This window comes from Microbacterium panaciterrae (assembly GCF_039541635.1).
Lineage (GTDB): Bacteria > Actinomycetota > Actinomycetes > Actinomycetales > Microbacteriaceae > Microbacterium > Microbacterium panaciterrae.
The window spans coordinates 214,030-236,663 of the sequence record NZ_BAABGP010000018.1 but is presented as its reverse complement, the minus strand read 5'-3'; the positions used below and the strand labels follow the sequence as shown (position 1 = coordinate 236,663).

General features: G+C 70.0%; 15 protein-coding genes. 9 read left to right on the top strand and 6 right to left on the bottom strand.

Annotated elements, in window-relative coordinates; all coding sequences use genetic code 11:
* Window positions 1-367 precede the first annotated feature (367 nt).
* The gene (locus tag ABD882_RS13750) at window positions 368-1,333 is read right to left on the bottom strand and encodes an acetylxylan esterase (protein ID WP_345187855.1); all 966 of its coding nucleotides are present in this window, start codon (window positions 1,331-1,333) and stop codon (window positions 368-370) included.
* Window positions 1,334-1,529: 196 nt separating this feature from the next.
* Between ABD882_RS13750 and ABD882_RS13745 the strand changes: the two genes are divergently transcribed.
* From ABD882_RS13745 to ABD882_RS13730, 4 genes are read left to right on the top strand one after another with little or no spacing between them, the layout of a single operon-like run.
* A complete protein-coding gene (locus ABD882_RS13745; RefSeq protein ID WP_345187854.1) occupies window positions 1,530-3,071 on the top strand; it encodes a glycoside hydrolase family 43 protein in 1,542 nt (513 codons plus the stop codon).
* A gap of 54 nt (window positions 3,072-3,125) precedes the next feature.
* On the top strand, window positions 3,126-4,115 hold the full coding sequence (locus ABD882_RS13740) for an ABC transporter permease (protein WP_345187853.1): 990 nt from the start codon (window positions 3,126-3,128) through the stop codon (window positions 4,113-4,115).
* A 13-nt stretch (window positions 4,116-4,128) separates the two neighbouring features.
* The gene (locus ABD882_RS13735) at window positions 4,129-5,049 is read left to right on the top strand and encodes a carbohydrate ABC transporter permease (RefSeq protein ID WP_345187851.1); all 921 of its coding nucleotides are present in this window, start codon (window positions 4,129-4,131) and stop codon (window positions 5,047-5,049) included.
* Between the two features lie 41 nt (window positions 5,050-5,090).
* Window positions 5,091-6,842 carry a type 2 periplasmic-binding domain-containing protein gene (locus tag ABD882_RS13730; RefSeq protein WP_345187849.1) on the top strand — a complete coding sequence of 584 codons (1,752 nt, stop codon included), beginning with the start codon at window positions 5,091-5,093 and terminating at the stop codon, window positions 6,840-6,842.
* A gap of 68 nt (window positions 6,843-6,910) precedes the next feature.
* Here ABD882_RS13730 and ABD882_RS13725 read toward each other — a convergent pair whose 3' ends face one another.
* From ABD882_RS13725 to ABD882_RS13715, 3 genes are read right to left on the bottom strand one after another with little or no spacing between them, the layout of a single operon-like run.
* Window positions 6,911-7,516, bottom strand: a complete 606-nt coding sequence (locus ABD882_RS13725; RefSeq protein ID WP_345188013.1) for a DUF624 domain-containing protein — start codon at window positions 7,514-7,516, stop codon at window positions 6,911-6,913.
* Window positions 7,516-8,532, bottom strand: coding sequence for a LacI family DNA-binding transcriptional regulator (locus tag ABD882_RS13720; RefSeq protein ID WP_345187848.1), 1,017 nt, complete (start codon window positions 8,530-8,532; stop codon window positions 7,516-7,518). Before ABD882_RS13720 ends, ABD882_RS13725 begins: the two co-directional genes overlap by 1 nt.
* Entirely contained in the window at window positions 8,526-10,955 is a 2,430-nt protein-coding gene (locus tag ABD882_RS13715) for a glycosyl hydrolase family 95 catalytic domain-containing protein (protein ID WP_345187847.1), read from the bottom strand. The genes ABD882_RS13720 and ABD882_RS13715 overlap by 7 nt, the downstream gene beginning before the upstream one ends.
* Window positions 10,956-11,021: 66 nt before the next feature.
* Here ABD882_RS13715 and ABD882_RS13710 point away from each other — a divergent pair, with 66 nt between their 5' ends.
* Genes ABD882_RS13710 through ABD882_RS13695 form a run of 4 tightly spaced genes read left to right on the top strand, consistent with a single transcriptional unit; the run spans window position 11,022 to window position 19,664 of the window.
* Window positions 11,022-13,079: a beta-galactosidase gene (locus tag ABD882_RS13710; RefSeq protein ID WP_345187844.1), complete on the top strand. Its 2,058-nt coding sequence runs from the start codon at window positions 11,022-11,024 to the stop codon at window positions 13,077-13,079.
* The gene (gene yicI / locus ABD882_RS13705; protein WP_345187842.1) at window positions 13,076-15,355 is read left to right on the top strand and encodes an alpha-xylosidase; all 2,280 of its coding nucleotides are present in this window, start codon (window positions 13,076-13,078) and stop codon (window positions 15,353-15,355) included. The genes ABD882_RS13710 and yicI overlap by 4 nt, the downstream gene beginning before the upstream one ends.
* Window positions 15,352-17,907 carry a glycoside hydrolase family 3 N-terminal domain-containing protein gene (locus ABD882_RS13700; RefSeq protein ID WP_345187841.1) on the top strand — a complete coding sequence of 852 codons (2,556 nt, stop codon included), beginning with the start codon at window positions 15,352-15,354 and terminating at the stop codon, window positions 17,905-17,907. Before yicI ends, ABD882_RS13700 begins: the two co-directional genes overlap by 4 nt.
* 56 nt (window positions 17,908-17,963) lie before the next feature.
* Window positions 17,964-19,664 carry a cellulase family glycosylhydrolase gene (locus ABD882_RS13695; RefSeq protein WP_345187840.1) on the top strand — a complete coding sequence of 567 codons (1,701 nt, stop codon included), beginning with the start codon at window positions 17,964-17,966 and terminating at the stop codon, window positions 19,662-19,664.
* Here ABD882_RS13695 and ABD882_RS13690 read toward each other — a convergent pair.
* Window positions 19,661-20,446 (bottom strand): SDR family NAD(P)-dependent oxidoreductase, encoded by a 786-nt coding sequence (locus tag ABD882_RS13690; protein ID WP_345187838.1) that lies wholly within the window; start codon window positions 20,444-20,446, stop codon window positions 19,661-19,663. The two genes, ABD882_RS13695 and ABD882_RS13690, sit on opposite strands and share 4 nt — an antisense overlap.
* 106 nt (window positions 20,447-20,552) lie before the next feature.
* Here ABD882_RS13690 and ABD882_RS13685 point away from each other — a divergent pair, with 106 nt between their 5' ends.
* Entirely contained in the window at window positions 20,553-21,074 is a 522-nt protein-coding gene (locus ABD882_RS13685) for a MarR family winged helix-turn-helix transcriptional regulator (protein ID WP_345187836.1), read from the top strand.
* Between the two features lie 9 nt (window positions 21,075-21,083).
* On the opposite strand, the gene arfA is transcribed toward ABD882_RS13685, so the two are convergent.
* The gene (gene arfA / locus ABD882_RS13680) at window positions 21,084-22,619 is read right to left on the bottom strand and encodes an arabinosylfuranosidase ArfA (protein WP_345187835.1); all 1,536 of its coding nucleotides are present in this window, start codon (window positions 22,617-22,619) and stop codon (window positions 21,084-21,086) included.
* Between the last annotated feature and the right edge of the window lie 15 nt (window positions 22,620-22,634).

Sequence of the window (22,634 nt, the reverse complement as noted above, 5' to 3'; positions counted from 1 at the left end):
TCGGGTCGGGTTTACAACGTTGTACTTCAACGTTGTAAACCGAGTTTAAGCACTACCCGGGAGGCTCGTCAACGTACTCCGATCACAACTTCGACACACTGCTCCTGGCGGGGCGCGGTCGGGCGTGGCGCAGAGAAGGCGGCCACCCCATCGGGGGCGCCCGCCTTCTCCCTCCTGTCGGGCTCAGGCCACGCGGAGCCGCTGCAGTCCCACGACCTCCAGCTCCAACGCCGACCATGACAAGGCGGGCAGCGTGAGCCACAGGGCCCCCTGCTCCGGGGCGACGCCGTCGAGCGGGCGCATGCCGATCGCGCCGGGCGTCTCCTGCAGATTCGCCGTGAGCCGTAGGGGTGACGGATCCGGTCGGTCACAACCGTTCGGCGAGCCACCCTGCCTGACGCACCCACTGCGCGATCTGGCCGCCCTCGTGGCCGTTGAACGGGTAGACCTCGATCTCGGCGTCGCCCGCTGCGAGGTGGTTGTACGCGGCGAAGATGCTGGAGGGCAGCACCACCTCGTCCATCAGGCCGACCGAGAGCAGGGCGGGCGCCGTGATCCTGCGGGCGAAGTTGACGCCGTCGAAGTACGACAGGGTGTCGAACACGGCCTCGACGCGGTCGCGATGCACGGCGAGGTACCGCTCGATCTCGCGGAACGGGTGCGTCGGGGTGCGCTCCACCGACCGACGGAAGTGGCACAGGTAGGGCACGTCGGGCATCACCGCGCGCACGGCGGGGTGGAGCGCGGCCGCGGCGAGGCTGATGCCGCCGCCCTGGCTGGCCCCGGTCACCGCGATGCGCTCGGCGTCGACGAAATCGAACCGCTGCACGGCGTCGATCAGCAGGGCCGCATCGGTGAACACCCGGCGGTAGTAGTACGTCTCGGGGCTGCCGATGCCGCGGGTCATGTAGCCGGGCGTCGCTCCGTCGGAGCCATGCGGATCGGGCGTGGCTCCGCCGGATCCCCAGCTCGCGCCCTGCCCGCGGGTGTCCATCAGGACGTGCACGTAGCCGGCCGCGGCCCAGCCGAGGTGCTCGCCGGGGATGCCGCGCCCTCCGCCGTAGCCGATGTACTCGACCACGACGGGCAGCCGCCCCTCCCGGCGCGGCCGGGTCACCCAGCCGCGGATCGGGTCGCCGCCGAATCCCGAGAACGTCAGATCCTCGACGATGACCTCGGAGATCGGAGTGTCGACCTCCCCGAGCGCAGGAGGCGCCGCGAGTGCGCGGGACTCGCTGAGGGTGCGGGCCCAGAACTCGTCGAAATCATCGGGGCAGGCGACGTCGGGGCGGAACGAGCGGAGTTCTTCGAGGGGGAGATCAGTCAGAGGCACGCGGGACATGCTAGTGCCCTGGAGGGCCTCAGGGCAGGACTCGCCGACCCGATGCGGAAGCGCTTCGACATCCGGCCTTGCGCGGAACGCGACGCGGGCCTACTCTTAGTCGAAGCGTTTCGATGACATCTCCCGACGGGTCGACACGAACCGCTCGAACCGAGAATCCGACCCGATGACGAGCGGAGAACACCCGATGACGGACCCTGTGCCCCCGACTGGCACCGCGGGACTCCGCGATGACGTCGTATCCGCGCGGAGCGTCTCCGGCGCCGAGCATCCGATCGTTCCCGGATTTCATCCGGATCCGACGATCTGCCGCGTCGGCGAGGAGTACTACCTCGCGCACTCGTCGTTCGAGTACACGCCGGGAGTGCCGCTCCGGCGCAGCACCGACCTCGTCACCTGGACTCTGGCCGGGCACGCCCTCGAGGGGGATCCGCATCTGCGCGGCGGCGACGCGAACGCCGGCGGCGGCGTGTACGCCCCGACGCTGCGCCACCACGACGGCCGCTTCTGGATGATCACCACGAACGTGTCGGGTGCTCCCGGTCAGCTGGTCACCTCGGCCCCGGCGATCGAAGGGCCGTGGGCGCCGAGCACCCTGATCGCGGGCGTCGACGGGATCGATCCCGACCTCTGCTGGGACGACGACGGCGTGTGCCGGCTCACCTTCAGCTCGAACATGGCCTCCGCCCCCGGCATCGCTCAGGCGCGGGTGGATCTGGAGGCGGGTCGGCTGCTCGATGAACCGCGCACCGTGTCGCGGGGCAGCGGCCTGGCCTATCCCGAGGGACCGCACGTCTTCCGCCGCGGCGCGCACTGGTACCTGCTGTACGCCGAGGGCGGCACCGAGCGCGGTCACGCGATCAGCGTCGCCCGCGCGTCCTCACCGGACGGCCCGTTCGAGCCTCACCCGCAGAACCCGATCTTCTCCCGCCGCAGCACCGTGTTCCCGGTGCAGAACACCGGCCACGCCGACATCGTCGAGCTCGCGGACGGATCCTGGGCGATGGTCTACCTGGGCGTGCGCCCCCGCGGCGCGACCCCGATGTTCCACGTGAACGGTCGTGAGACGTTCCTCGCTGGCGTCGACTGGGAGGACGACTGGCCGGCCGTCGTGCCGGATCGGTTCCGCTTCCCGGTGCCGCGCACGGGCTTCGCCGACGAGTTCGACGGACCGCTCGATGCGCGCTGGATCTCGCCCGGCCTGGCTCCGGCGGAGTTCGCGCGACCGACCGGCGCAGGCGTGCGGATCCTCCCCGCCGAGGCCCCGAACGGGGCGCCGTCGCTGCTCGCCGCCCGCACGACCGACGCGCACTGGCGGTTCGCCGCTCACACGACGGCTTCGGATGCGGCCGCCGTGCGGGTGCGCATGGACGAGCGGCACTGGGCCGAGGTCGCCCTGGTCGACGGGCGTGCCGAGGCGCGGATCCGGATCGGCGAGCTGAGCCACGCGGTCGCCGATGCGCGGCCGCTGGCCGGCGGATCCCGTGGGCTGATCGTCGAGTCGCGCCGGGCGACGACCGGCGGTCCGGACGATCTCGTCCTCGCGATCGCCGACGAGGACGGCGAGCGGGAGCTCGCGCGCTGGGACGGTCGCTACCTCTCCACCGAGGTCGCGGGCGGATTCGTCGGACGCACGGTCGGGATCCGCGCGACGACGACCGAGGTGCTGTTCACGCGTGCGGAGTACGCGCCCGTCGAGGCGCAGTCGCGCTCGCAGAAGGAGGACTGAGATGGACCGATCGCAGACGGCGGAAGCCGGCGCGCCGCGGAGAGGCGGCGTGCGATGACCGCCGACGTGACGACGAGGGCCCTGACCACGGCCGGGGCGGCCGAGGGTCCGCGGAAGAAGCGGCGCGCGACCCGCACCCGGGAGGGCGGCAAGCGCTCCTTCACGATGTTCCTGTGCATCGTGCCGTTCCTGGTGCTGGTGTTCCTGTTCTCGTACTTCCCGCTCTACGGGTGGATCTACTCGCTCTTCGACTACCGCCCGGCGCTCGGCCTGCAGGGCAGCGAGTTCGTCGGACTGCAGTGGTTCCAGCTGCTGGTCAGCTCCCCGACCCAGATGCAGCAGATCGGCCAGGTGCTGCTCAACACGCTGGCGATCAGCTTCCTCGGGATCGCGACCTCGGTGCTGCCGCTCGGGTTCGCGATCCTGCTGAACGAGATCCGCGTGCCCTGGTTCCGCAACGCGGTGCAGACGCTGACGACGCTGCCCAACTTCATCTCGTGGGTGCTCGTCTACATGATCGCGTTCTCGCTGTTCTCCAGCTCGGGGCTGGTCAACAACGTGCTGAACGATGCGGGGCTGATCACCGAGCCGATCAAGTTCCTCGACTCGGACCAGAACGTCTGGATCACCATGACGCTGTGGAGCGTCTGGAAGGGCCTCGGCTGGGGCGCCATCATCTACCTCGCCGCGATCGCGGGCATCGACCAGTCGCTGTACGAGTCGGCGCGGATCGACGGCGCCGGCAGATTCCAGCTGATGCGGTACATCACCGTGCCGCAGCTGATGCCGACGTATCTGGTGCTGCTGCTGCTCTCGGTGGCGAACCTGCTGAACAACGGCATGGAGCAGTACTACGTGTTCCAGAACGCGTTCAACAAGGAGCACATCCAGGTCCTGGACCTGTACGTCTACAACATCGGCATCACCGGCAACAGCCTGTCGATGGCGACCGCGATCGGCATGCTCAAGAGCGTCATCTCGGTCGTGCTCCTGCTCACCGTCAACGGGATCGCCAAGCGCGTCCGCGGCCAGTCGATCGTCTGAGAAGGAGACCCCGATGAGCAGCATGTCCACGGGCGTGAGCCGGCGCGGCGCCGGCGACCTCCTCTTCACGGTGATCAACTACACCGTCTTCCTCCTGCTGGTGTTCCTGTGCGCCTACCCGTTCTACTTCCTGATCATCAACTCGATCAGCGCGAACGACGCCTCGGCGCTGGGAGACGTGCGATGGTTCCCGTTCGGGATCCACTTCTCCAACTACGCGGAGGTGTTCCAGCTGAACGGGCTGCCGATGGCGGCCGTCGTCAGCGTGGGGCGCACGGTGATCGGCACCGTCGCGACCGTGCTCGCCTCGGCCTTCCTCGGCTTCATGTTCTCGCAGAACAAGATGTGGGGCCGCCGGTTCTGGTACCGCTCCGTCATCATCACGATGTACTTCAGCGCCGGCCTGATCCCGGTGTTCATCGTGATGAAGACCCTCGGTCTGACGAACAACTTCTGGGTCTACGTGCTGCCGTTCATCGTGCAGCCCTTCTTCATCATCCTGGTGAAGACCTACGTCGAGGCCATGCCGGAGTCGCTGCAGGAGGCGGCCGAGATGGACGGCGCGAACATCGTGCAGATCTTCTTCCGGATCTACCTGCCGAACATGACCCCGATCCTCGCCACCGTGGCGATCTTCTCCGCCGTCGCGCAGTGGAACTCCTTCCAGGACACGCTCATCTACGTCACAGACCAGAGCCTGTACACCCTGCAGTACCTGCTCTACATGTTCATCAACCAGGCGAACAGCCTCGCCCAGGCGGCGCAGAACTCCGGCGGCAACCTCACCAGCATCATCTCGGCGGCGACCAGCCAGACGCCGACGTCGATCCGGATCACCGTCTCGGTGATCGTCGTGCTGCCGATCATCTTCATCTACCCCCTGTTCCAGCGCTTCTTCGTGAAGGGCATCATGCTGGGCGCCGTCAAGGGCTGACGGCCGCAGCACATCCGCAAGGCATCCAAGAAAGGAAAGCAATGAAGCTGAGAAAGAAGATCGCGCTCGCCGCAGTCGCTCTCGTCACCGCGGGGCTGCTCTCGTCCTGCTCACCGGGCGGCAGCGCACAGCAGGCCTCGTCGGTCAGCTCGTTCCCGAAGAAGTGGGACAAGGAGATCACGATCGACGTGTTCGACGGTCTCGCCAACTACATGGGAATGCAGGACGGCTGGTTCGGCGACATGGTCAAGAAGAAGTTCAACCTGAAGCTGAACATCATCGCGCCCAACGTCGCCGGAGGTGGTGACACGCTCTACAACACCCGCGTCTCGGCAGGGAACCTCGGTGATCTGATCATCACCGACAAGGGGCAGAAGCTCGACGAGCTGGTCAAGGGCGGTCTCGTCCTGGACAGCACCCCGTACTCCCAGGCGATGTCCCACGTCAACGCCTTCAAGACGGCGCTGACCGAGCTGAACCAGGGCAAGAAGGGCATCTACGCCTTCCCGACCTCGGTCTCCTCGCTCAAGCCGACCCAGCCCAGCGAGGGCATCGATCCGACCTTCGGTCCGTTCGTCCGGTGGGATCTGTACGCCAAGCTCGGCTACCCGAAGCTGAACACCCTCGAAGACCTCCTCCCGGTGCTGAAGAAGATGCAGGAGGCGGAGCCGACGGCCCCGAACGGCAAGAAGACCTACGCGATCTCGCTGTTCAAGGACTGGGACGGCAACATGATGGTCACGGCGAAGCAGCCGACCACGTTCTACGGCTACGACGAGATGGGCTTCACCCTCGCCAAGGCCGACGGCTCCGACTACCAGAGTCTGCTCGACGACAAGGGCCAGTACTTCCGTGCGCTGAAGTTCTACCAGGAGGCCAACGCGATGGGTCTCGTCGACCCCGAGTCGACGACGCAGAACTTCGACACCATGCAGGCGAAGGTGAAGAACGGCCAGGTGCTGTTCTCCTGGTGGCCGTGGCTGGGGCAGGCCGCCTACAACACCGACGCCAACACGCAGGCCGGCAAGGGCTTCGAGCTCGCCCCGGTGAAGGACCTGAAGGTGTTCTCCTACGGCGCGCCCGCGTACGGCGGCACGCAGGTGCTCGCGATCGGATCGAAGGCGAAGGATCCGGAGCGGATCGCGGCGTTCATCGACTGGCTGTACTCGGCCGAAGGCGCCTACAGCAACAACAGCCAGACCATGGGGGCCGCCGGCCCGCAGGGGCTCACCTGGGACAAGAACTCGTCCGGCAAGCCGGAGCTCACCGACTTCGGCAAGAAGGCCTTCCTGAGCGGCGACGCCGATGTGCCTGCCGAGTGGGGAGGCGGCACGTACGTCAAGGGGGCGTCCGCGCTCAACGTCACCACGGTGCTCCCGGTCGACATCGACCCGGCCACGGGCTACTCGTACAGCTACAAGGGGTGGCCGTCGTACCAGGACCTGACCAAGACACCGCTCAGCGAGGACTGGTCGGCGCACATGGGCGGCGCGGTGACGACGATGGACTACCTCACGTCGAACAAGAAGCTGATGGTCGCGCCCGGCGCGAGCTTCACCACGCCGACCGACGCGTCCGAGATCCAGACCCTGCGCAATCAGCTCAAGGCGATCATCATCCAGTACTCCTGGCAGATGTCGTTCGCCAAGGACGACGCCGAGTTCGCGTCGCTGAAGAAGGAGCTGCAGGACAAGGCGAACGGGCTCGGCTACGACAAGGTCCTGAAGGTCGACCTCGCGAACGCCAAGGAGCAGAACGCGCAGCGGGTGAAGGTCGCCAAAGAGCTCGGCTGATCGACGACCCGCAGGACCAGGATCGCCCCGGGGCTTCGGCTCCGGGGCGATCCTGCTGCGCGGGATCCTCAGGCGTGGTGGCGGGAGTGCACGCTGCGGAACAGATGCGCCGCGACATAGGCGCCGACAGAGAAGCCGATCGTGCCGACGATCACCAGGAACGGCGGGAACAGGATCGACACGCAGATCAGCGTGACCGGGATCAGCAGGAGCCCCATCGTGCGCAGCGGCTCGGCCGCGGTGATCAGCACCGCATTGCGCACCGTGCGGCGCACGCCGTCCTGGAAGACGGCGACGAGGGCCATGGCGTGCAGGAACGCCGCGAACAGGAACACCGCCGCAGCGACCGCTGCGACGCCGGCGACGCCGCCCGCGAGCGTCGGCGTCGCGAACCAGAACAGCGCGCTGAAGCCGAGCAGCGCGGCTGGCAGCAGCAAGGTCAGGGCGGCCAGACTGCCGCGGCGGAAGTTGCGCAGGAAGGCCGGAAGGTAGTCGGCGACGGGCCGCCCGCTCTCATCGTCGGAGTAGCGGATCGTCACCTCGAAGAGCGCGCTGGTGGCCGCGCCGATCGTGACGATCGGCAGGCAGGACAGCAGGAACATCAGGTTCAGCGCGATGAACGCGAGGAACGTGGAGAGCCCCTGCACGGTCCTGCTGCCGGGATCGATCTGCATCACGCGGACTCCGCAGCGGCTTCGTCCGGGGAGGCCGCGTCGGCGACGAGGTCGCGCCGCGACACCAGGACGGGGGGCAGCAGCCGCACGCGCGGCGTCGGCTCGCCGGCGAGGAGCGCGAAGAGTGCTTCGGTCGCGGCCTCGCCGATCCCCTCCGCGGGGATCTCGATGCTGTCGGCGAGACCGGGCACCGTGCGGGAGACGTCGGCCGGAGACAGTGCGAGCACCTCCAGGCCGCCGATCTCGGCGGCGCGGGCCGCGACGTGCGCGAGCGCGCTCTCGTTGTGGATCAGGAGCCCGGTGATGCCGGGATCGGCGGCGAGCACCTCGTCCAGCACCTCTGCCGCCTCGACGCTGTTCGGGCACGGGTGCACGGATCCGATCACGCCGTGCGCCGTGCACGCGCCCAGGAAGCCGCGGATGAGCCGATCCGCGTAGGAGGTGTGCCGGTCCAGCACCTCGCGAGGGGCGCCGAGCAGGGCGACCCGGGTGTGCCCCCGTTCGACCAGTCGCTCGGCCGCCAGCGCGCCGGCGCCCTCGAAGTCGAAGTCGACGCAGGTGAGGGCCTCGCCGCCCTGGGGGAGGCCGATCAGCACGCTCGGCGTGGACAGCTCGCGGAGGGCGCCGATGCGGGGGTCGTCCGATTCCACGTCCATGACCAGCAGGGCGTCCACCATCGACGCGCCGGCCGCGCGGTTCAGACCCTCTGCGTCGTCGCTGGTGAGCAGCAGGATGTCGTACTGGTGGGCCCTGGCCTCGCGCACCACGCCCGCCACGATCTCCATCACGACGTGCACGTCGACGCCGGAGCGCAGCGGCGCCTGCAGCCCGATCACGTTCGTGGAGCGCGAGGCGAGCGAGCGCGCGCTGGCGTGCGGCCGGTATTCGAGCGCGTCGATCGCGGCCTCGACGCGATCCTTGGTGTCCTGGGAGATCGCGCGCTTGCCGCTCATCACGTAGGACACCGTCGAGATCGAGACGCCCGCCTTCTGGGCGACGTCGGCGATGGTCACCATCGGGACTCCTTCGGTTCGATGAGCTCGGATTCGAGGAGCACGGCCGCGTTCGCGGTGAGATCCACGCTGCGGACGCCGACCCCGGGTCCGGAGACCTCCATTGTGGTGGCACGGGCGGCCTGCAGCCGCACGCGCACGACCCGGCCGCCTGCCCAGTCGATGTCGACGCGCACCCCGCCCCGCGCGCGCAGCCCGCGCACCCGTCCATTGGGCCACTGCGGCGGAAGAGCGGGCAGCAGCCGGATCCGGCCGTCGTGCGACTGCAGCAGCCCCTCCGCGATCCCCGCGGTCAGTCCGATGTTGCCGTCGATCTGGAACGGCGGATGCGCGCTGAAGCCGTTCGAGTACAGCCCGCCGCGATGTTCGCGGCGCAGGGCCGGGTCGGCGGGTTCCGCGGGGCGCAGCGCCATCGTGAGCTGCTCGTGCAGGCGCGCGCCGTCGCCCAGGCGCGCCCACAGCGCCATCCGCCAGGCGAGCGCCCACCCGGTGGACTCGAGACCGCGGGCGCGGATGGAGGCGGCGGCGGCCCTGGCCAGCTCCGGGGTGCGTTCGCGATCGATGAGGGCGAACGGGAACACGCCGACCAGGTGCGAGAGGTGCCGGTGCGCGGGCTCGGCGTCGGTGCGCGGGCGGTCCCACTCGCGCAGCGTGCCGTCGGCGTCGATCGCCGGATCGGGCAGTGCGGCGACCGCCGCCGCGAGGTCGTCGACCCAGGCGTCGGTGCGGCCGAGCGCGTCGGCAGCACCCCGGCAGGCCGCAGCCAGCGCCCGCAGCAGTGCGACATCGGCGGTGCTGGACTCGCCGACCCCGACCGGCTCGCCCTCGGGGCCCAGATAGTGGTTCTCCGGGGAGGTGGACGGACTGGTGCGCGCGCGGCCCTGATCGTCCACGAGGATCCAGGACAGCGCGAACCGCGCCGCGGACTCCAGCACCGGCCAGGTGCGTTCGCGCAGCTCGTCGACATCGCCGCCGAACGCGTAGTGCTCCCAGAGGTGGGTGCTCAGCCAGGCGCCACCCAGCGGCCAGAACGCCCAGGCCGGGTCGCCGTGACCTGCTCCTACCGGCGCGGCGTGGCCCCAGGCGTCGGAATTGTGATGCACCGTCCAGCCCTCCGCCCCGTGCAGCTCGCGCGCGACCTGCGCACCGGGGCCGGCGGCGAGGCGGGCGATGAAGCGCAGCAGCGGCTCGTGGCACTCGGCGAGTCCGGTCGTCTCGGCGGCCCAGTACGCCATCGGCAGATTGATGTTCGTGGTGTACGCGCTCGACCACGGGCCGGGCAGCTCGGCGTTCCACAGCCCCTGCAGGGTGAGCGGGAGCCCCGTGTGCCGCGACGAGGACAGCAGGAGGTAGCGGCCGTAGTGGAATGCGAGCGCGGCGAGGTCCGGATCGTCGGCGTGCTCGGCCGCGATGATGCGGTCCGCGGTGTCGGCCGTGCGCGCGGCCGCGTCGCCGTCCGGGCGCCCGGTCTCGACGGCACCCAGGTCGAGTGCGCATCGCGTGTACAGCTCCTGATGCGCGGCGACGTGTTGCGCGTGCCGACGGTCGGCGGCGGCGGCGAGATCGATGCCGTCCTCCGCCGGGCCGAGCACCCGGATCGCCCGGGTGGGCGCATCGGCCGCCGGATCCGGATCCGCCTCTCCCGGCAGCGAGGGGGCGGAGGCCGTGCCGATCACGAAGACGTGCACCCGCGCCGCGGCGGTGCGCAGCACGCCGCTCTCGATCCGGGCCGGGCCGAGCGCGCGGACCGCGGTCGCGGCCGTGCGTCCCGCGCCGTACCGGATCGGCTCATCCGGGCTCTCGTGGCCCGGCGCCACGTCCACCGGGAGCAGCCACGGCACGACCAGCGTGTCCTCCGCCGCGCTGGGCGGCGCGGTGTCCTCCGCGGCGCGCCGGAGCGGTCCGTCGATGCGCACGCTCACCGACACGGGTTCGTCGGCGTCGATGCGGTGCACGATCGCACCGCCCTCGGCATCGGCCCAGGTGCGGTGCCGCACGGTGCCGCCGATCGCCCGGTATTCCAGCGTCTCGGTCGCCGTGCGCAGGTCCAGGGTGCGCCGGCTGCCCGCGTCCGCGGCGAGCGGAGCGTGCACCGACACGTCGACCCATCCCAGCGGGAGGAACGCCTGCACCCACGGCGTCTGCTGGCGCTGCAGCACGTGCTCCGCCTCGGCGGGATCGTCGGCGGCGAGGGCGGCGCGCGCCTGCGCAAGAGCCCAGGGAACCGGTTCGGCCACTCCCGCGAGGGGATCCGCGCCGGCGCCGGACCAGGCCGTGATGTCGTTCAGCCACAGCCGGATGCCGCCCGCGCGGCCCTGGCACATCGCGCCGCGCACGCCGTTGCCGATCGGGAAGGAGTCGATCCAGCGGTCGGCCGGGCGCGACGATCCGAGCACGTGAAGCGCTTCGCGAAGCATCGTGGACATCGGCACCTGGCTAGTATATGTTCCAACTGTTGAAGCGCTTCGACAATTCGAAAAAGAGTGAGAGACATGTCAAGGACGACCACGACCGCGGCACCCTTCGCCGCGCTCACCGCGGAGCGCGGAATCTGCTTCGGGGGCGATTACAACCCGGAGCAGTGGGATCCCTCGGTCTGGCGCGAGGATGTCGCCCTGATGCGCGAGGCCGGCGTGAACCTGGTCAACGTCGGAGTCTTCAGCTGGGCCAGGATCGAGAGGACGCCGGGGGAGCGCGACTTCGCCTGGCTGGACGAGGTGCTGGAGCTGCTGGACGCAGCGGGCATCGCCGTCGACCTGGCCACGCCCACGGCCTCGCCCCCGCCGTGGCTCGGCATCCGATACCCGGAGACGCTGCCGGTCGACCGCGACGGGGTGCGGCTCGTGCCGGGCTCGCGCAACCAGTTCTCGCCCGCCTCCCGGCTGTACCGCGACCACGCCCTCGCGATCACGCGTGACCTCGCCGCCCGCTATGCGAGCCATCCCGCGGTGCGTATGTGGCACGTCGGCAACGAGTACGGCCAGGTCGACCACGGCGACGAGGCCGCGCGCGAGTTCCGTCGCTGGCTGCGCGCGCGGTACGGCACGATCGAGGCGCTGAACGCGGCCTGGGGCACGACGTTCTGGTCGCAGAACTACGCCGACTTCGAGGAGATCCTGCCGCCGCGCCGTGCGCCCTACCTGATCAACCCGACCCAGTCCCTCGACTTCCGCCGGTACACGTCAGACCAGCTGCGCGACTGCTTCACCGAGCTGCGTGACGCGATCCGCGAGTCCGGCGCCACGCAGCCGATCACCACGAACTTCATGGGCTTCTTCCCGCTCGCCGACTACTGGTCCTGGGCGGACGAGGTCGACGTGATCGCCGACGACCAGTACCCGGATCCCGCGCACCCCGGGTCGGTCGAGGAGATCGCGCTCACGCAGGATCTGATGCGCTCGCTCGGCCATGGCGCGCCGTGGATGCTCATGGAGCAGGCGACCAGTGCCGTGCAGTGGCGCGCGCACAATGCGCCGAAGAGCCCGGAGAAGGCCCGGCTGGACACCCTGCAGGCGGTGGCCCGCGGCGCGGACGGCGTCGGGTACTTCCAGTGGCGGGCCTCCCGTGCGGGTGCCGAGCGCTTCCACGCCGCGATGCTGCCGCACGCGGGCGCCGACACCGACATCTTCCGCGGCGTCTGTCGGCAGGGCGCCGATCTGCAACGCCTGCGCCCCGTGGTCGGCGGCCGGATCGAGGCGGATGCCGCGATCCTGTTCGACTGGTCCGCCTGGTGGGCGGCCGAGGAACCGGCGCGGCCGACCGAGCGGCTCGACACGCTCGAGCAGCTGAACCGCTGGTACCGGCAGCTGTGGCGCCGCGGCATCGCCGTCGACGTGCTGCCGCCCACGGCCGATCTGTCGGCCTATCGGCTGGTGCTGGTGCCGCAGCTCTACATCCTCGAGCCGGCCGCGGCTGCCGCGCTCGAGACCGCCGTGCAGCGCGGGGCGCACCTCGTGGTGGGGCCGTTCAGCGGCGTCGCCGATCGCAACGCGCACATCGTCACCGGCCGGGCACCGGTGCTGCTCGGCGAGACCCTCGGCATCAGCGGTGAGGAATGGTGCGCGATCCCCGAAGAGTGCGTCGCGCTGGGTGGAGCGGGCTGGGCCGTCGCGGCGGGCGAGAGCCAGGACGGCGAGGCGAGCGCGTCGATCCTCGGCGAGCGGATCCGCTCCGACGGCGCCGAGGTGCTGCTGCGCCACCTCGAGGGCGGACTCGCAGGGATCCCCGCGGTCACTCGCAACCCGCGCGGTGAGGGCACCGCCTGGTATCTGAGCGCCGTCGTCTCGGACGGCGTGCTGTCCCGGGTGATCGGCGAGGCCGTCGCGGACTCCCGCACGCGCGGCGCGCTTGCCGGGTACACGCTGCTTCCGGAGCGACTGGAGGCGGTGCGGCGCGGCGAGGTGCTGTTCCTGCTCAACCACTCCGATGAGGATCAGGACGTCGCAGTGCCCGCGGGCCTGGTCGACCTGCTCACCGGAGCTGAGACCGAAGACGTCGTGACGGTGCAGGCCGGCGACGCACGAGCACTGATCGAGAAGGAGAACCGGTGAAGTTCACCGACGGATTCTGGCTGTCCCGTCCGGGGCTGACCCCGCGTTACGCCGTGGAGGTCGACGACATCCGCGTCGACGAGCGGGCGGGGACGATGACCGTGTACGCGTCGACCACGCGGATCGAGCATCGCGGCGACACCCTGAACCGGGCGCTGCTGACGGTGACGTACTCCGCCCCGGCGGAGGGCGTCATCCGCGTACGGGTGCAGCACCATTCCGGCGCCGTGCCCGTCGTCCCCGCCTTCGCGCTCGCGGCCGACCCGGGATTCGGGCCCGGGATCCACGTCGACGACGAGCAGGGCATCCTGGATGCCGGCGGCCTGAGCGTGCGGGTGCACCGCACCGGCGGGTGGCAGGTCGACTTCGAGCGCGACGGCGCACCGGTCACGCACTCCCTCGCCCGCTCGGTCGCGCACATCAGCGGAGGCGAGGGCACCTGGATGCACGAGCAGCTCGCGCTCGGCCCGGGTGAGCGCATCTACGGGCTCGGGGAGCGCTTCGGCGCGCTCATCAAGAACGGTCAGACGGTCGACTCGTGGAACGCGGACGGCGGCACGTCGAGCGAGCAGTCGTATAAGTCGATCCCGTTCTACCTCTCCAGCCGCGGCTACGGCGTGCTCGTGGACAGCCCGGATCACGTCTCGTTCGAAGTCGGCAGCGAGGTGAACACCCGCGTGCAGTTCTCGGTGCCGGGAGAGACCCTGGACTACCACGTGATCGCCGGCCCGACCCCGAAGGACGTGCTGCGCCGCTACACCGGCCTCACCGGGCGCCCTGCCCGCGTGCCGGCCTGGTCGTTCGGGCTCTGGCTCACGACGTCGTTCACCGCGAGCTACGACGAGGGCAGCGTCACCGAGTTCATCGACGGGATGGCCGCACGCGACCTCCCGCTCAGCGTCTTCCACTTCGACTGCTTCTGGATGCGCGAATACCAGTGGACCGACTTCGAGTGGGATCCGCGCACGTTCCCGGATCCCGAGGGGCAGCTCGCCCGCCTGCACGATCGCGGACTCCGGGTCTCGGCGTGGATCAACCCGTACATCGCGCAGCGTTCGCGGCTGTTCGACGAGGCCAGGGAACGCGGATACCTGCTGCGTCGCACCGACGGCGGCGTCTGGCAGTGGGACCTGTGGCAGGCCGGCATGGGGATCGTCGACTTCACCAACCCTGAGGCGGCCGAGTGGTACGTCGCGCACCTGGAGCGGCTGATGGCGCAGGGTGTCGACACGTTCAAGACGGACTTCGGCGAGCGGATCCCGCACGAGGGCGTCGTCTGGCACGACGGATCCGACCCCGCGCGGATGCACAACTACTACCCTTTCCTCTACAACGAGGCCGTGTTCCGGGCGCTGGAGCGGAGATACGGGGTGGGGGAGGCGGTCGTGTTCGCCCGCTCGGCCACCGTCGGCTCGCAGCAGTTCCCGGTGCACTGGGGCGGGGACAGCGACTCCACCTACCTGTCGATGGCGGAGTCGCTGCGCGGCGGGCTGTCCCTCGCGCTCAGCGGGTTCGGCTACTGGAGCCATGACATCGGCGGGTTCGAAGGCACGCCCGATGCGGGGCTGTTCAAGCGCTGGCTCGCGTTCGGGCTGCTCTCCTCGCACTCCCGTCTGCACGGCTCGTCCTCCCTGCGGGTGCCGTGGGCCTTCGACGAGGAGGCCGTCGACATCACACGCCAGTTCACCCGTCTGAAGATGCGGCTCATGCCGTATCTGCTGGGGGCTGCGGAGCAGGCGCACGCCGAGGGCATCCCGATGATGCGTCCGATGGTGCTGGAGTTCCCCGACGACCGCAGCGGCTTCGACGCCGACGCGCAGTACATGCTCGGCGACGCGCTGCTGGTCGCCCCCGTGCTCTCGGCGGACGGCGCGGTGGAGTACTACCTGCCGGAGGGGGAGTGGACTTCGCTTCTGGACGGATCCGTGCAGGAGGGCCGACGCTGGGTCGTGGAGAGCCACGACTACGATTCGATCCCGGCGCGGGTGCGGCCGGGCACGGTGCTGCCCTGGGGCGCGGTCGACGACCGTCCCGAGTACGACTGGGCCGACGGCGTCACGCTGCGCTGCTTCCAGCTGCCCGACGGCTACGACGCCGAGACGACCGTGCCGGGCGCGGACGGCACCGCCACCGCGTTCCGTGTGCGGCGTGAGGGCGCGCGGATCATCGCGAGCTCGTCCGACGCCCGCGCGGCCTGGTCGCTGCAGGCGGGATCCGCCACGGCGACCGCCGACGGCGCCGGCACCCTGACGATCACGATCGAGGACAACCGATGAGCACGCCCGAGACGAACCCCGCCGGGATCCCGTTCCGCGATCCCTCCCTGCCGGTGACGGTCCGGGCGCAGGATCTGCTCTCCCGGCTCACCGAGGACGAGCGGATCGCGATGCTGCACCAGGCCGCGCCGGAGATCCCGCGCCTCGGGATCCCCGAGTACCGCACCGGGTGCGAGGCGCTGCACGGAGCGGCCTGGCTCGGCACCGCCACGGTGTTCCCGCAGCCGGTCGGGCTCGCGGCCACCTGGGATCCGGCGTTCGTGGAACGGGTCGGGGAGGTCGCGGGAGCGGAGGTGCGCGCGAAACACGCCGCGAACCGGCTGGTCAGCCTGAACGTGTGGGCGCCGGTCGTGAACACGCTGCGCCACCCGGCGTGGGGGCGCAACGAGGAGGGCTACTCCGAGGATCCGCACCTGACCGGCCAGCTCGGAGCGGCGTACGCCCAGGGGCTGCGCGGCCGCGACCCGCGGGTCTGGCGCACGGTTCCGGCGCTCAAGCACTTCCTCGCCTACAGCAACGAGACCGACCGCTCGGCCACATCGTCCGAGATGTCGCTGCGCACTCTGCACGAGGAAGAGCTGCCGGCTTTCCGGGCCGCGCTCGAGGAGGGCGCCGCGGGGAGCATCATGCTCGCCTACAACCGGGTGAACGGCACGCCCGCGCACACCCAGCCGGAGCTCGTCGCCGAGGCGCGCTCCTGGGCGCCGGGTTCCCTCGCGATCGTCTCCGACGCCGGGGCGCCGACGTTCGTGGTCACGGTGCAGAGCGCGCAGCCCGATCATGAGCACGCGGCCGCCGCGCTGATCCGCAGCGGCATGGACTCGTTCACCGACCACGACGCCGACCCCGGGCCCACCATCGCGCACGTGCGCGGCGCGCTCGCCGCGGGCCTGCTGGAGATGGCCGACGTCGACCGCGCGGTGACGCGACTGCTGGAGATGCGGATCCGCACCGGCGAGTTCGACGGCGACGCCGATCCGTACGGGGCGATCACCGCGGACGATCTGGACGCGCCCGCCTCGCGAGAGCTCGCCAGGGAGGCCGTGGCGCGCTCGGTCGTCGTGCTGCGGGACGACACCGCGCTGCTTCCCTTCGATGTGCCGGCGTCGATCGCCGTGGTCGGGCCGCTCGCGGACCTCGTGCTCACAGACTGGTACGCGGGGACGCCGCCGTACTCCGTGGGGATCGCCGCAGGCCTCGCCGAGCGCTATCCGAGTGCCTCGGTGCGGGTCGAGACGGGCGCCGACACCATCGCTCTGCGCGATCCGGCGAGCGGGCGCTATCTCGCCGCGAGCGCGGACGGGGCGACCGTGGACGCCTCCGCGACGGCGGCCGAGGGCGCGGCGCTGTTCGACGTCACCGACTGGGGCGACGGGATCCTCACCCTGCGCTCGCAGGCCAGCGGGGGACTGCTGACCGGCGGCACCTGGCCGATGCGCGCGGACGCCGAGCGCGTCGGCGGATGGGTGGTGCAGGAGACGTTCCGGCGCACCGTGCATCCGGACGGGACCTGGTCGCTGCTGCATCTGGGGTCGGGGCGGTGGGTGCGCGTCCTCCGCGATGTCGGGCTGCTCGCGGCCGAGGGCGTGACCCTCGCGCAGGCGACCCGGTTCTCCGCGCGGCTCGTGCGCTCGGGGCAGGCGGCGGTGGCCGAGGCGGCCGCGGCGTCGGACCTCGTGGTGGTCGCGGTCGGCAACGACCCGCATCTCGCCGGCCGGGAGACCGAGGACCGCCCGCATCTGTTCCTGCCCGAGTCCGCGGCGGCAGTGTGGCGCGCGGCCAGGGAGGCGAACGATCGCGCCGTGCTCGCCATCGTGTCGAGCTACCCCTATGTGCTGGGCGAGGGCGTCTCCGACGCCGGCACCGTGGTGTGGACCAGTCACGGCGGGCAGGAGCTCGGCCGTGGACTCGCGGATGTGCTGAGCGGAGACGTCGCGCCGCAGGGCCGGCTCGCCCAGTCGTGGCCCGCGGATCCCGCGCAGGCCGGTGACCTGTTCGACTACGACACCCTGCGCCAGCAGGCGACCTACCGGCATCAGCCCGCGCCCTACGCGTTCGCCTTCGGGCACGGTCTGACTCTCAGCGAGGTGTCGTACGAGGCCGTGGCACTGTCGACGTCGTCGGTCCCCGCGCCCGCGCCGACGCATCGGCATCCGGCGCTCGGTGCCATGGCGGACGCAGGATCCGAGCAGATCCGGGCGACGGTGCAGGTCACGAACCGCGGGAGTCGCGTGGCGGAGGAGCTGGTGCAGCTGTACTCCGTGGCGCCGCGGGATCTGCCGATCCTGGCGCCTCGCCGCCTGCTCGTCGGCTACCGCCGCGTGCGCCTGGAACCGGGCGAGACGCGCGCGGTGGAGCTCGCGTTCGATCCCGCACGGCTCGCGGTGTGGGATGACGCGATCCACCTGGACGGCGCCGTCGAGGACTGGCTGCACGCCGGCGCGCTGCGCGTGCAGCCCGGCGCCTATCGCATCGCGGCCGGGCCGTCGGCAGACGAGCTGCCGGTGAACCAGGAGCTGCGCGTTTCAGGGGGAGAGGAGAACGAGCGCTGAGCACGACGCCGGTTGTCCAGGCGTAACCGGTCACACCTGATAGAAGGAGCTTGTCCATGAAGCATCGTCTACCGAGGCTGCTCGTCGCGGCTTCTCTCGCTCTGGGTCTGCTGACCGTGCCGACGGTGTCGTCGGCGGCGGAAGGTTCCGACTCTGCGCCGACGACGGCGAAGGAGGTCGTCTCGGCGATGCAGCCGGGATGGAACCTGGGCAACTCGCTCGACTCGCTGTGCTGCGGGGCCGACGAGACCACCTGGGGCAACCCGCGCATCGACGCCGGTCTCTTCCAGGCCATCAAGAAGCAGGGGTTCCACTCGGTGCGGATCCCGGTGAGCTGGGGCAACCACACCGGCCCGGCTCCGGACTACCTCATCGATCCTGCGGTCATGGCGCGGGTGAAGGAAGTCGTGGGCATGGCCCTCGATGCCGGCCTCTACGTGATGATCAACGTTCATCACGATTCCTGGCAGTGGGTCAAGGATCTGCCGACCAAGCACGATGCGGTGATGGCGCAGTACACCGCCACGTGGACGCAGATCGCCGACACCTTCAAGGATTCATCGACCAAGCTGGTCTTCGAGCCGATCAACGAGCAGAGCTTCGAGGGGTCCTCGGGCCCGGATGCGGGTCACCGCTACATGGCGGAGTTGAACGACACCTTCCATCGCGTCGTCCGTTCCTCCGGCGGGAACAACGCCGATCGGCTGCTCGTGCTCCCGACGCTGCACACCGGCGCCGACCAGGCCGACATGGACGCGCTTGCCGCGGACATCAGCGGCCTGAGCGACCCGATGCTCGCCGCGACCACGCACAACTACGGCTTCTGGCCGTTCAGCACGAACATCGCGGGATACACCACCTACAACGCAGAGGTGCAGAAGAGCCTGGAGGCGAACTTCCAGAGCCAGGTCGACACGTTCGTGTCCCACGGGATCCCGGTCATCATCGGCGAGTTCGGGCTGATGGACAATTATCAGACCAACGTCGAACGCGGTGAGTACCTGAAGTTCTTCGAGGACTTCGGCTACCTCGCGCGCACCTCCGGGATCACCACGATGTGGTGGGACAACGGCACGCTCTTCGACCGGTTCACCCGGACGTGGCGCGATCAGGAGCAGTTCGACTACATCTCCACAGGGTGGACGACGCGCTCTGCGACAGCCTCGTCAGACCTGGTCTTCGTCGATGCGACCAAGAAGCTGAACGATGCCTCGGTGACACTGAACCTGAACGGATTGACGTTCGCCCAGCTTCGGTACGGTGCCGGCGCCCTGAAGCAGGGCAAGGACTATGCCCTGGACGGATCGTCCTTGACGCTCAAGAAGTCGCTGCTCAAGAGGATCCTCGGCGACCGGATGCCGGGGGCCACGGCTCAGCTGCAGATCGGTTTCTCCGCGGGCATGCCCTGGAAGCTGAACGTGATCAGCTCCGCGGCGCCAGTGCTCTCCGCGGCCTCTGGCACCACCGATGCGTCCGTGGTCATCCCGACCGCGTTCAACGGTGATCGACTCGCCACGATGGAAGCGGTCTATGCGGACGGGAAGAACGCCGGGCCGGCCGACTGGACCTCGTACAAGGCGTTCAGCGAGTCGTTCGCGCCGAACTATCAGGACGGCACCATCCAGCTCACCGCGCAGTTCCTCGCCGCGATCGACGAGAATCGGCCGGTGACGCTGAAGTTCCACTTCTGGAGCGGCCAGATCGTGCAGTACACGATCACGCGCACCGGCACGACCGTGACCGGGGTCGCCAGCTAGAGCACGGTCGGCAACGCGCCGCCCTCCGCTCGGAGGGCGGCGCCGTTGGTCGCCGAGGAGAGCGGGCTGGCGAGATAGGCCACGAGATGCGCGATCTCCTCGGGTTCGATGAAGCGCTGCAGCAACGATGCGGGGCGAACGAGCGCGGCCTTCAGCTGCGCGACCGGCATCGACTGCTCCGCTGCGATCCGTTCGACCGTCGCTGCCACACCGTCGGAGTAGGTCGGACCGCCGAGCACCGTGTTCACCGTCACGCCGGTGCCGCGGGTGAGCTGGGCGAGTCCGTTGCTCAGTGCGAGCGCGGCGGCCTTCGTCGCGCCGTAGTGGATCATGTCGCCGGGCACGTCGACGGCGGACTCGGTTCCGATGAACAGGATCCTGCCCCAGTCCCGCTCGATCATCCCGCCGAGGAGTGCGCGCGAGAGGCGCACGCCGCTCAGAACGTTGATCTCGAAGTATCGCTGCCACTCCTCGTCAGGGATCTCGGCGAAGGGGGCGACGTCGAAGAGGCCGACGTTGTTGACCAGCACGTCAACCGGGCCCAAGGCGTCGATGAGCGCCTGCACCTGCGCCGGATCCGCGAAGTCGGCGGCGATGCCGGCGATGTCACCGCCGGGATGGGCGCCGCGGAGCCGTGCGATCGTGCGGTCGACGCGGGCGGCGGTGCGGCCGTTGATCACGACCGAGGCGCCCTCGGCCGCGCACGCCGCGGCGATGGCGTAACCGATCCCCTGGGTGGATCCGCTCACGAAGACTCTCTTGCCGGCGAGTCCGAGGTCCATGTCATGCGTCCTTCCGTGCCGTCCGAGACGGTGTGATCACTTGCTTAGGAAAGTCAACTCTAGGCAGATTCACTTGTCCGGACAAGTCATGACTAGGCTCGTCGCCATGACCGACCCCGCGCGCAGCGATCCTTTCGACCCCGAGGAGCTCGACACCTGGTCCTCCCTGGCCACCCTGCTCGAGTGGCTCCCGGCGGCCCTCGACGCGCAGCTGACGCGCGATTCCGGGATCAGCCACTTCGAGTTCGGCGTGCTCTTCGCGCTCGCACAAGCCGAGCAGCGCACGCTGCGCATGAGCGAGCTGGCCGGTTACGCCAACAGCACGCTCTCGCGGCTCTCCCGTGCGGTCGCACGGCTCGAACGCCGGGGCTGGGTGCGGAGGGCGCCCGATCCGAGAGACGGCAGGATCACGATCGCGGAGCTCACCGATGCCGGGGCGGACGCCGTGCGAGACGCGACACCCGGCCATGTCGCGCTCGTGCGGCGGCTCGTCTTCGCCCCGCTCACCCGCGCCCAGGCGGCACAGCTGGGCGCGAGCGCCCGGCGCATCTCGGCTGCGATCCACGCGGACGGGCAGTGGCGCCCGCCGACATCGACGGGCGCCACTGCTTCGAACTCGGCCGGGTAGGGCCGGGAGCTACGCCCGCGCGACCTCGAGCTCGACCGCCGACCACGACAGCGTGGGCAGTGTCAACCGCACGGCCCCCTGGTCGACGGCGACGCCCTCGAGCAGGCGCATGCCGACCGCGTCCGGCGTCTCCTGCAGGTTCGCGGTGAGCCGGTCGCCGCCCTCGGGCACGGTGAGCACCTCGGCGGAGCGCACCGCGGTCGCGCGCAGCCCGTGCAGGTCCAGATCGACCGTGGCCTCCGCGTCGAGCGAGCGGTTGGCGAGGAACAGCGCGAGCCGGCCCGACGCCTCGTCCCAGGTCGCGACGGCGTCGACCTCGTCCACGTCGCCGTACTGCGCGGTCGTGCCCTTCGTCGACGAGATCGCGAGGCGCAGGATCCGTCCCTTCGCCATCCGCGCCATGCGCGCGAACGGCCAGAAGATCGTCTGCCGCCACGCAGGGCCGCCCTCCTCTGACCGGATCGGGGCGATCACGTTGACGAGCTGCGCCTGGTTGGCGATCTTCACCCGGTCGCCGTGCCGCAGCAGGCTGTGCAGGAACGTGCCGACGACCACCGCATCGGTGACGTTGTAGGTGTCCTCGATGAGTCGCGGGTGCTCCCGCCAGCCCGCCGCCGCGACCTCGCCCTCCTCGACGTCGTTGAAGCGGTCGAAGTCCCACACGTTCCACTCGTCGAATGAGATGTCCACCTGCGTGGTGTGCTTGCCGGCGGCCTTCACCGCGTCGATCGTGGAGATCACGCCGTCGATGAAGGTGTCCATCTCCACGCCCTCGGCGAGGAACGACGCGGCGTCGCCCTTCGACTCCCGGTAGTAGGCGTGCATGGAGATGTAGTCGACCTGGTCGTACGCGTGCGTGAGCACCGTGTGCTCCCAGGTCCCGAAGGTGGGCATCTGCCGGTTGGAGGAACCGACCGCGACGAGCTCGATGGACGGATCCACCAGCTTCATCGCCTTCGCGGTCTCCTGCGCGAGGCGGCCGTACTCGTGCGCGGTCTTGTGCCCGATCTGCCAGGGCCCGTCGAGCTCGTTTCCGAGGCACCACAGTTTGATGTCGAACGGATCCTCTGCCCCGTTGCGACGACGCAGATCCGACCAGTACGTGCCGCCGGGGTGGTTCGCGTACTCGACGAGTGCGCGGGCCTCCTCGACGCCACGGGTGCCGAGGTTGATGGCCTCCATCACCTCGACGCCCGCCTCGCGGGACCAGTCCATGAACTCGTGCAGGCCGAACGCGTTCGTCTCGATCGTGTGCCAGGCGCCGTCCATGCGCACGGGCCGATCTGCGACGGGGCCGATGCCGTCCTCCCAGCGGTAGCCGGAGACGAAGTTGCCGCCCGGATAGCGGACCACGGTCGGGCCGAGCTCGCGGACGAGCTCGAGCACGTCGGTCCGGAAGCCGCGGGCGTCGGCCGCCGGGTGGCCGGGCTCGTAGATGCCGCTGTACACGCAGCGGCCCATGTGCTCGACGAACTGGCCGAACAGGCGGCGCGGCACGTCGGCGATCGTGAAGTCGCGGTCGATGGTGATGCGGGCGTGGGTCATTTCGATCCGATCCGT

Bases quoted from the DNA above. Each gene is read 5' to 3' on its own strand.
- ABD882_RS13745 (WP_345187854.1), top strand. From the start codon at position 1,530: ATGACGGACCCTGTGCCCCCGACTGGCACCGCGGGACTCCGCGATGAC.
- ABD882_RS13740 (WP_345187853.1), top strand. From the start codon at position 3,126: ATGACCGCCGACGTGACGACGAGGGCCCTGACCACGGCCGGGGCGGCC.
- ABD882_RS13735 (WP_345187851.1), top strand. From the start codon at position 4,129: ATGAGCAGCATGTCCACGGGCGTGAGCCGGCGCGGCGCCGGCGACCTC.
- ABD882_RS13730 (WP_345187849.1), top strand. From the start codon at position 5,091: ATGAAGCTGAGAAAGAAGATCGCGCTCGCCGCAGTCGCTCTCGTCACC.
- ABD882_RS13725 (WP_345188013.1), bottom strand. From the start codon at position 7,516: ATGCAGATCGATCCCGGCAGCAGGACCGTGCAGGGGCTCTCCACGTTC.
- ABD882_RS13720 (WP_345187848.1), bottom strand. From the start codon at position 8,532: ATGGTGACCATCGCCGACGTCGCCCAGAAGGCGGGCGTCTCGATCTCG.
- ABD882_RS13715 (WP_345187847.1), bottom strand. From the start codon at position 10,955: ATGTCCACGATGCTTCGCGAAGCGCTTCACGTGCTCGGATCGTCGCGC.
- ABD882_RS13710 (WP_345187844.1), top strand. From the start codon at position 11,022: ATGTCAAGGACGACCACGACCGCGGCACCCTTCGCCGCGCTCACCGCG.
- ABD882_RS13700 (WP_345187841.1), top strand. From the start codon at position 15,352: ATGAGCACGCCCGAGACGAACCCCGCCGGGATCCCGTTCCGCGATCCC.
- ABD882_RS13695 (WP_345187840.1), top strand. From the start codon at position 17,964: ATGAAGCATCGTCTACCGAGGCTGCTCGTCGCGGCTTCTCTCGCTCTG.
- ABD882_RS13690 (WP_345187838.1), bottom strand. From the start codon at position 20,446: ATGGACCTCGGACTCGCCGGCAAGAGAGTCTTCGTGAGCGGATCCACC.
- ABD882_RS13685 (WP_345187836.1), top strand. From the start codon at position 20,553: ATGACCGACCCCGCGCGCAGCGATCCTTTCGACCCCGAGGAGCTCGAC.
- arfA (WP_345187835.1), bottom strand. From the start codon at position 22,619: ATGACCCACGCCCGCATCACCATCGACCGCGACTTCACGATCGCCGAC.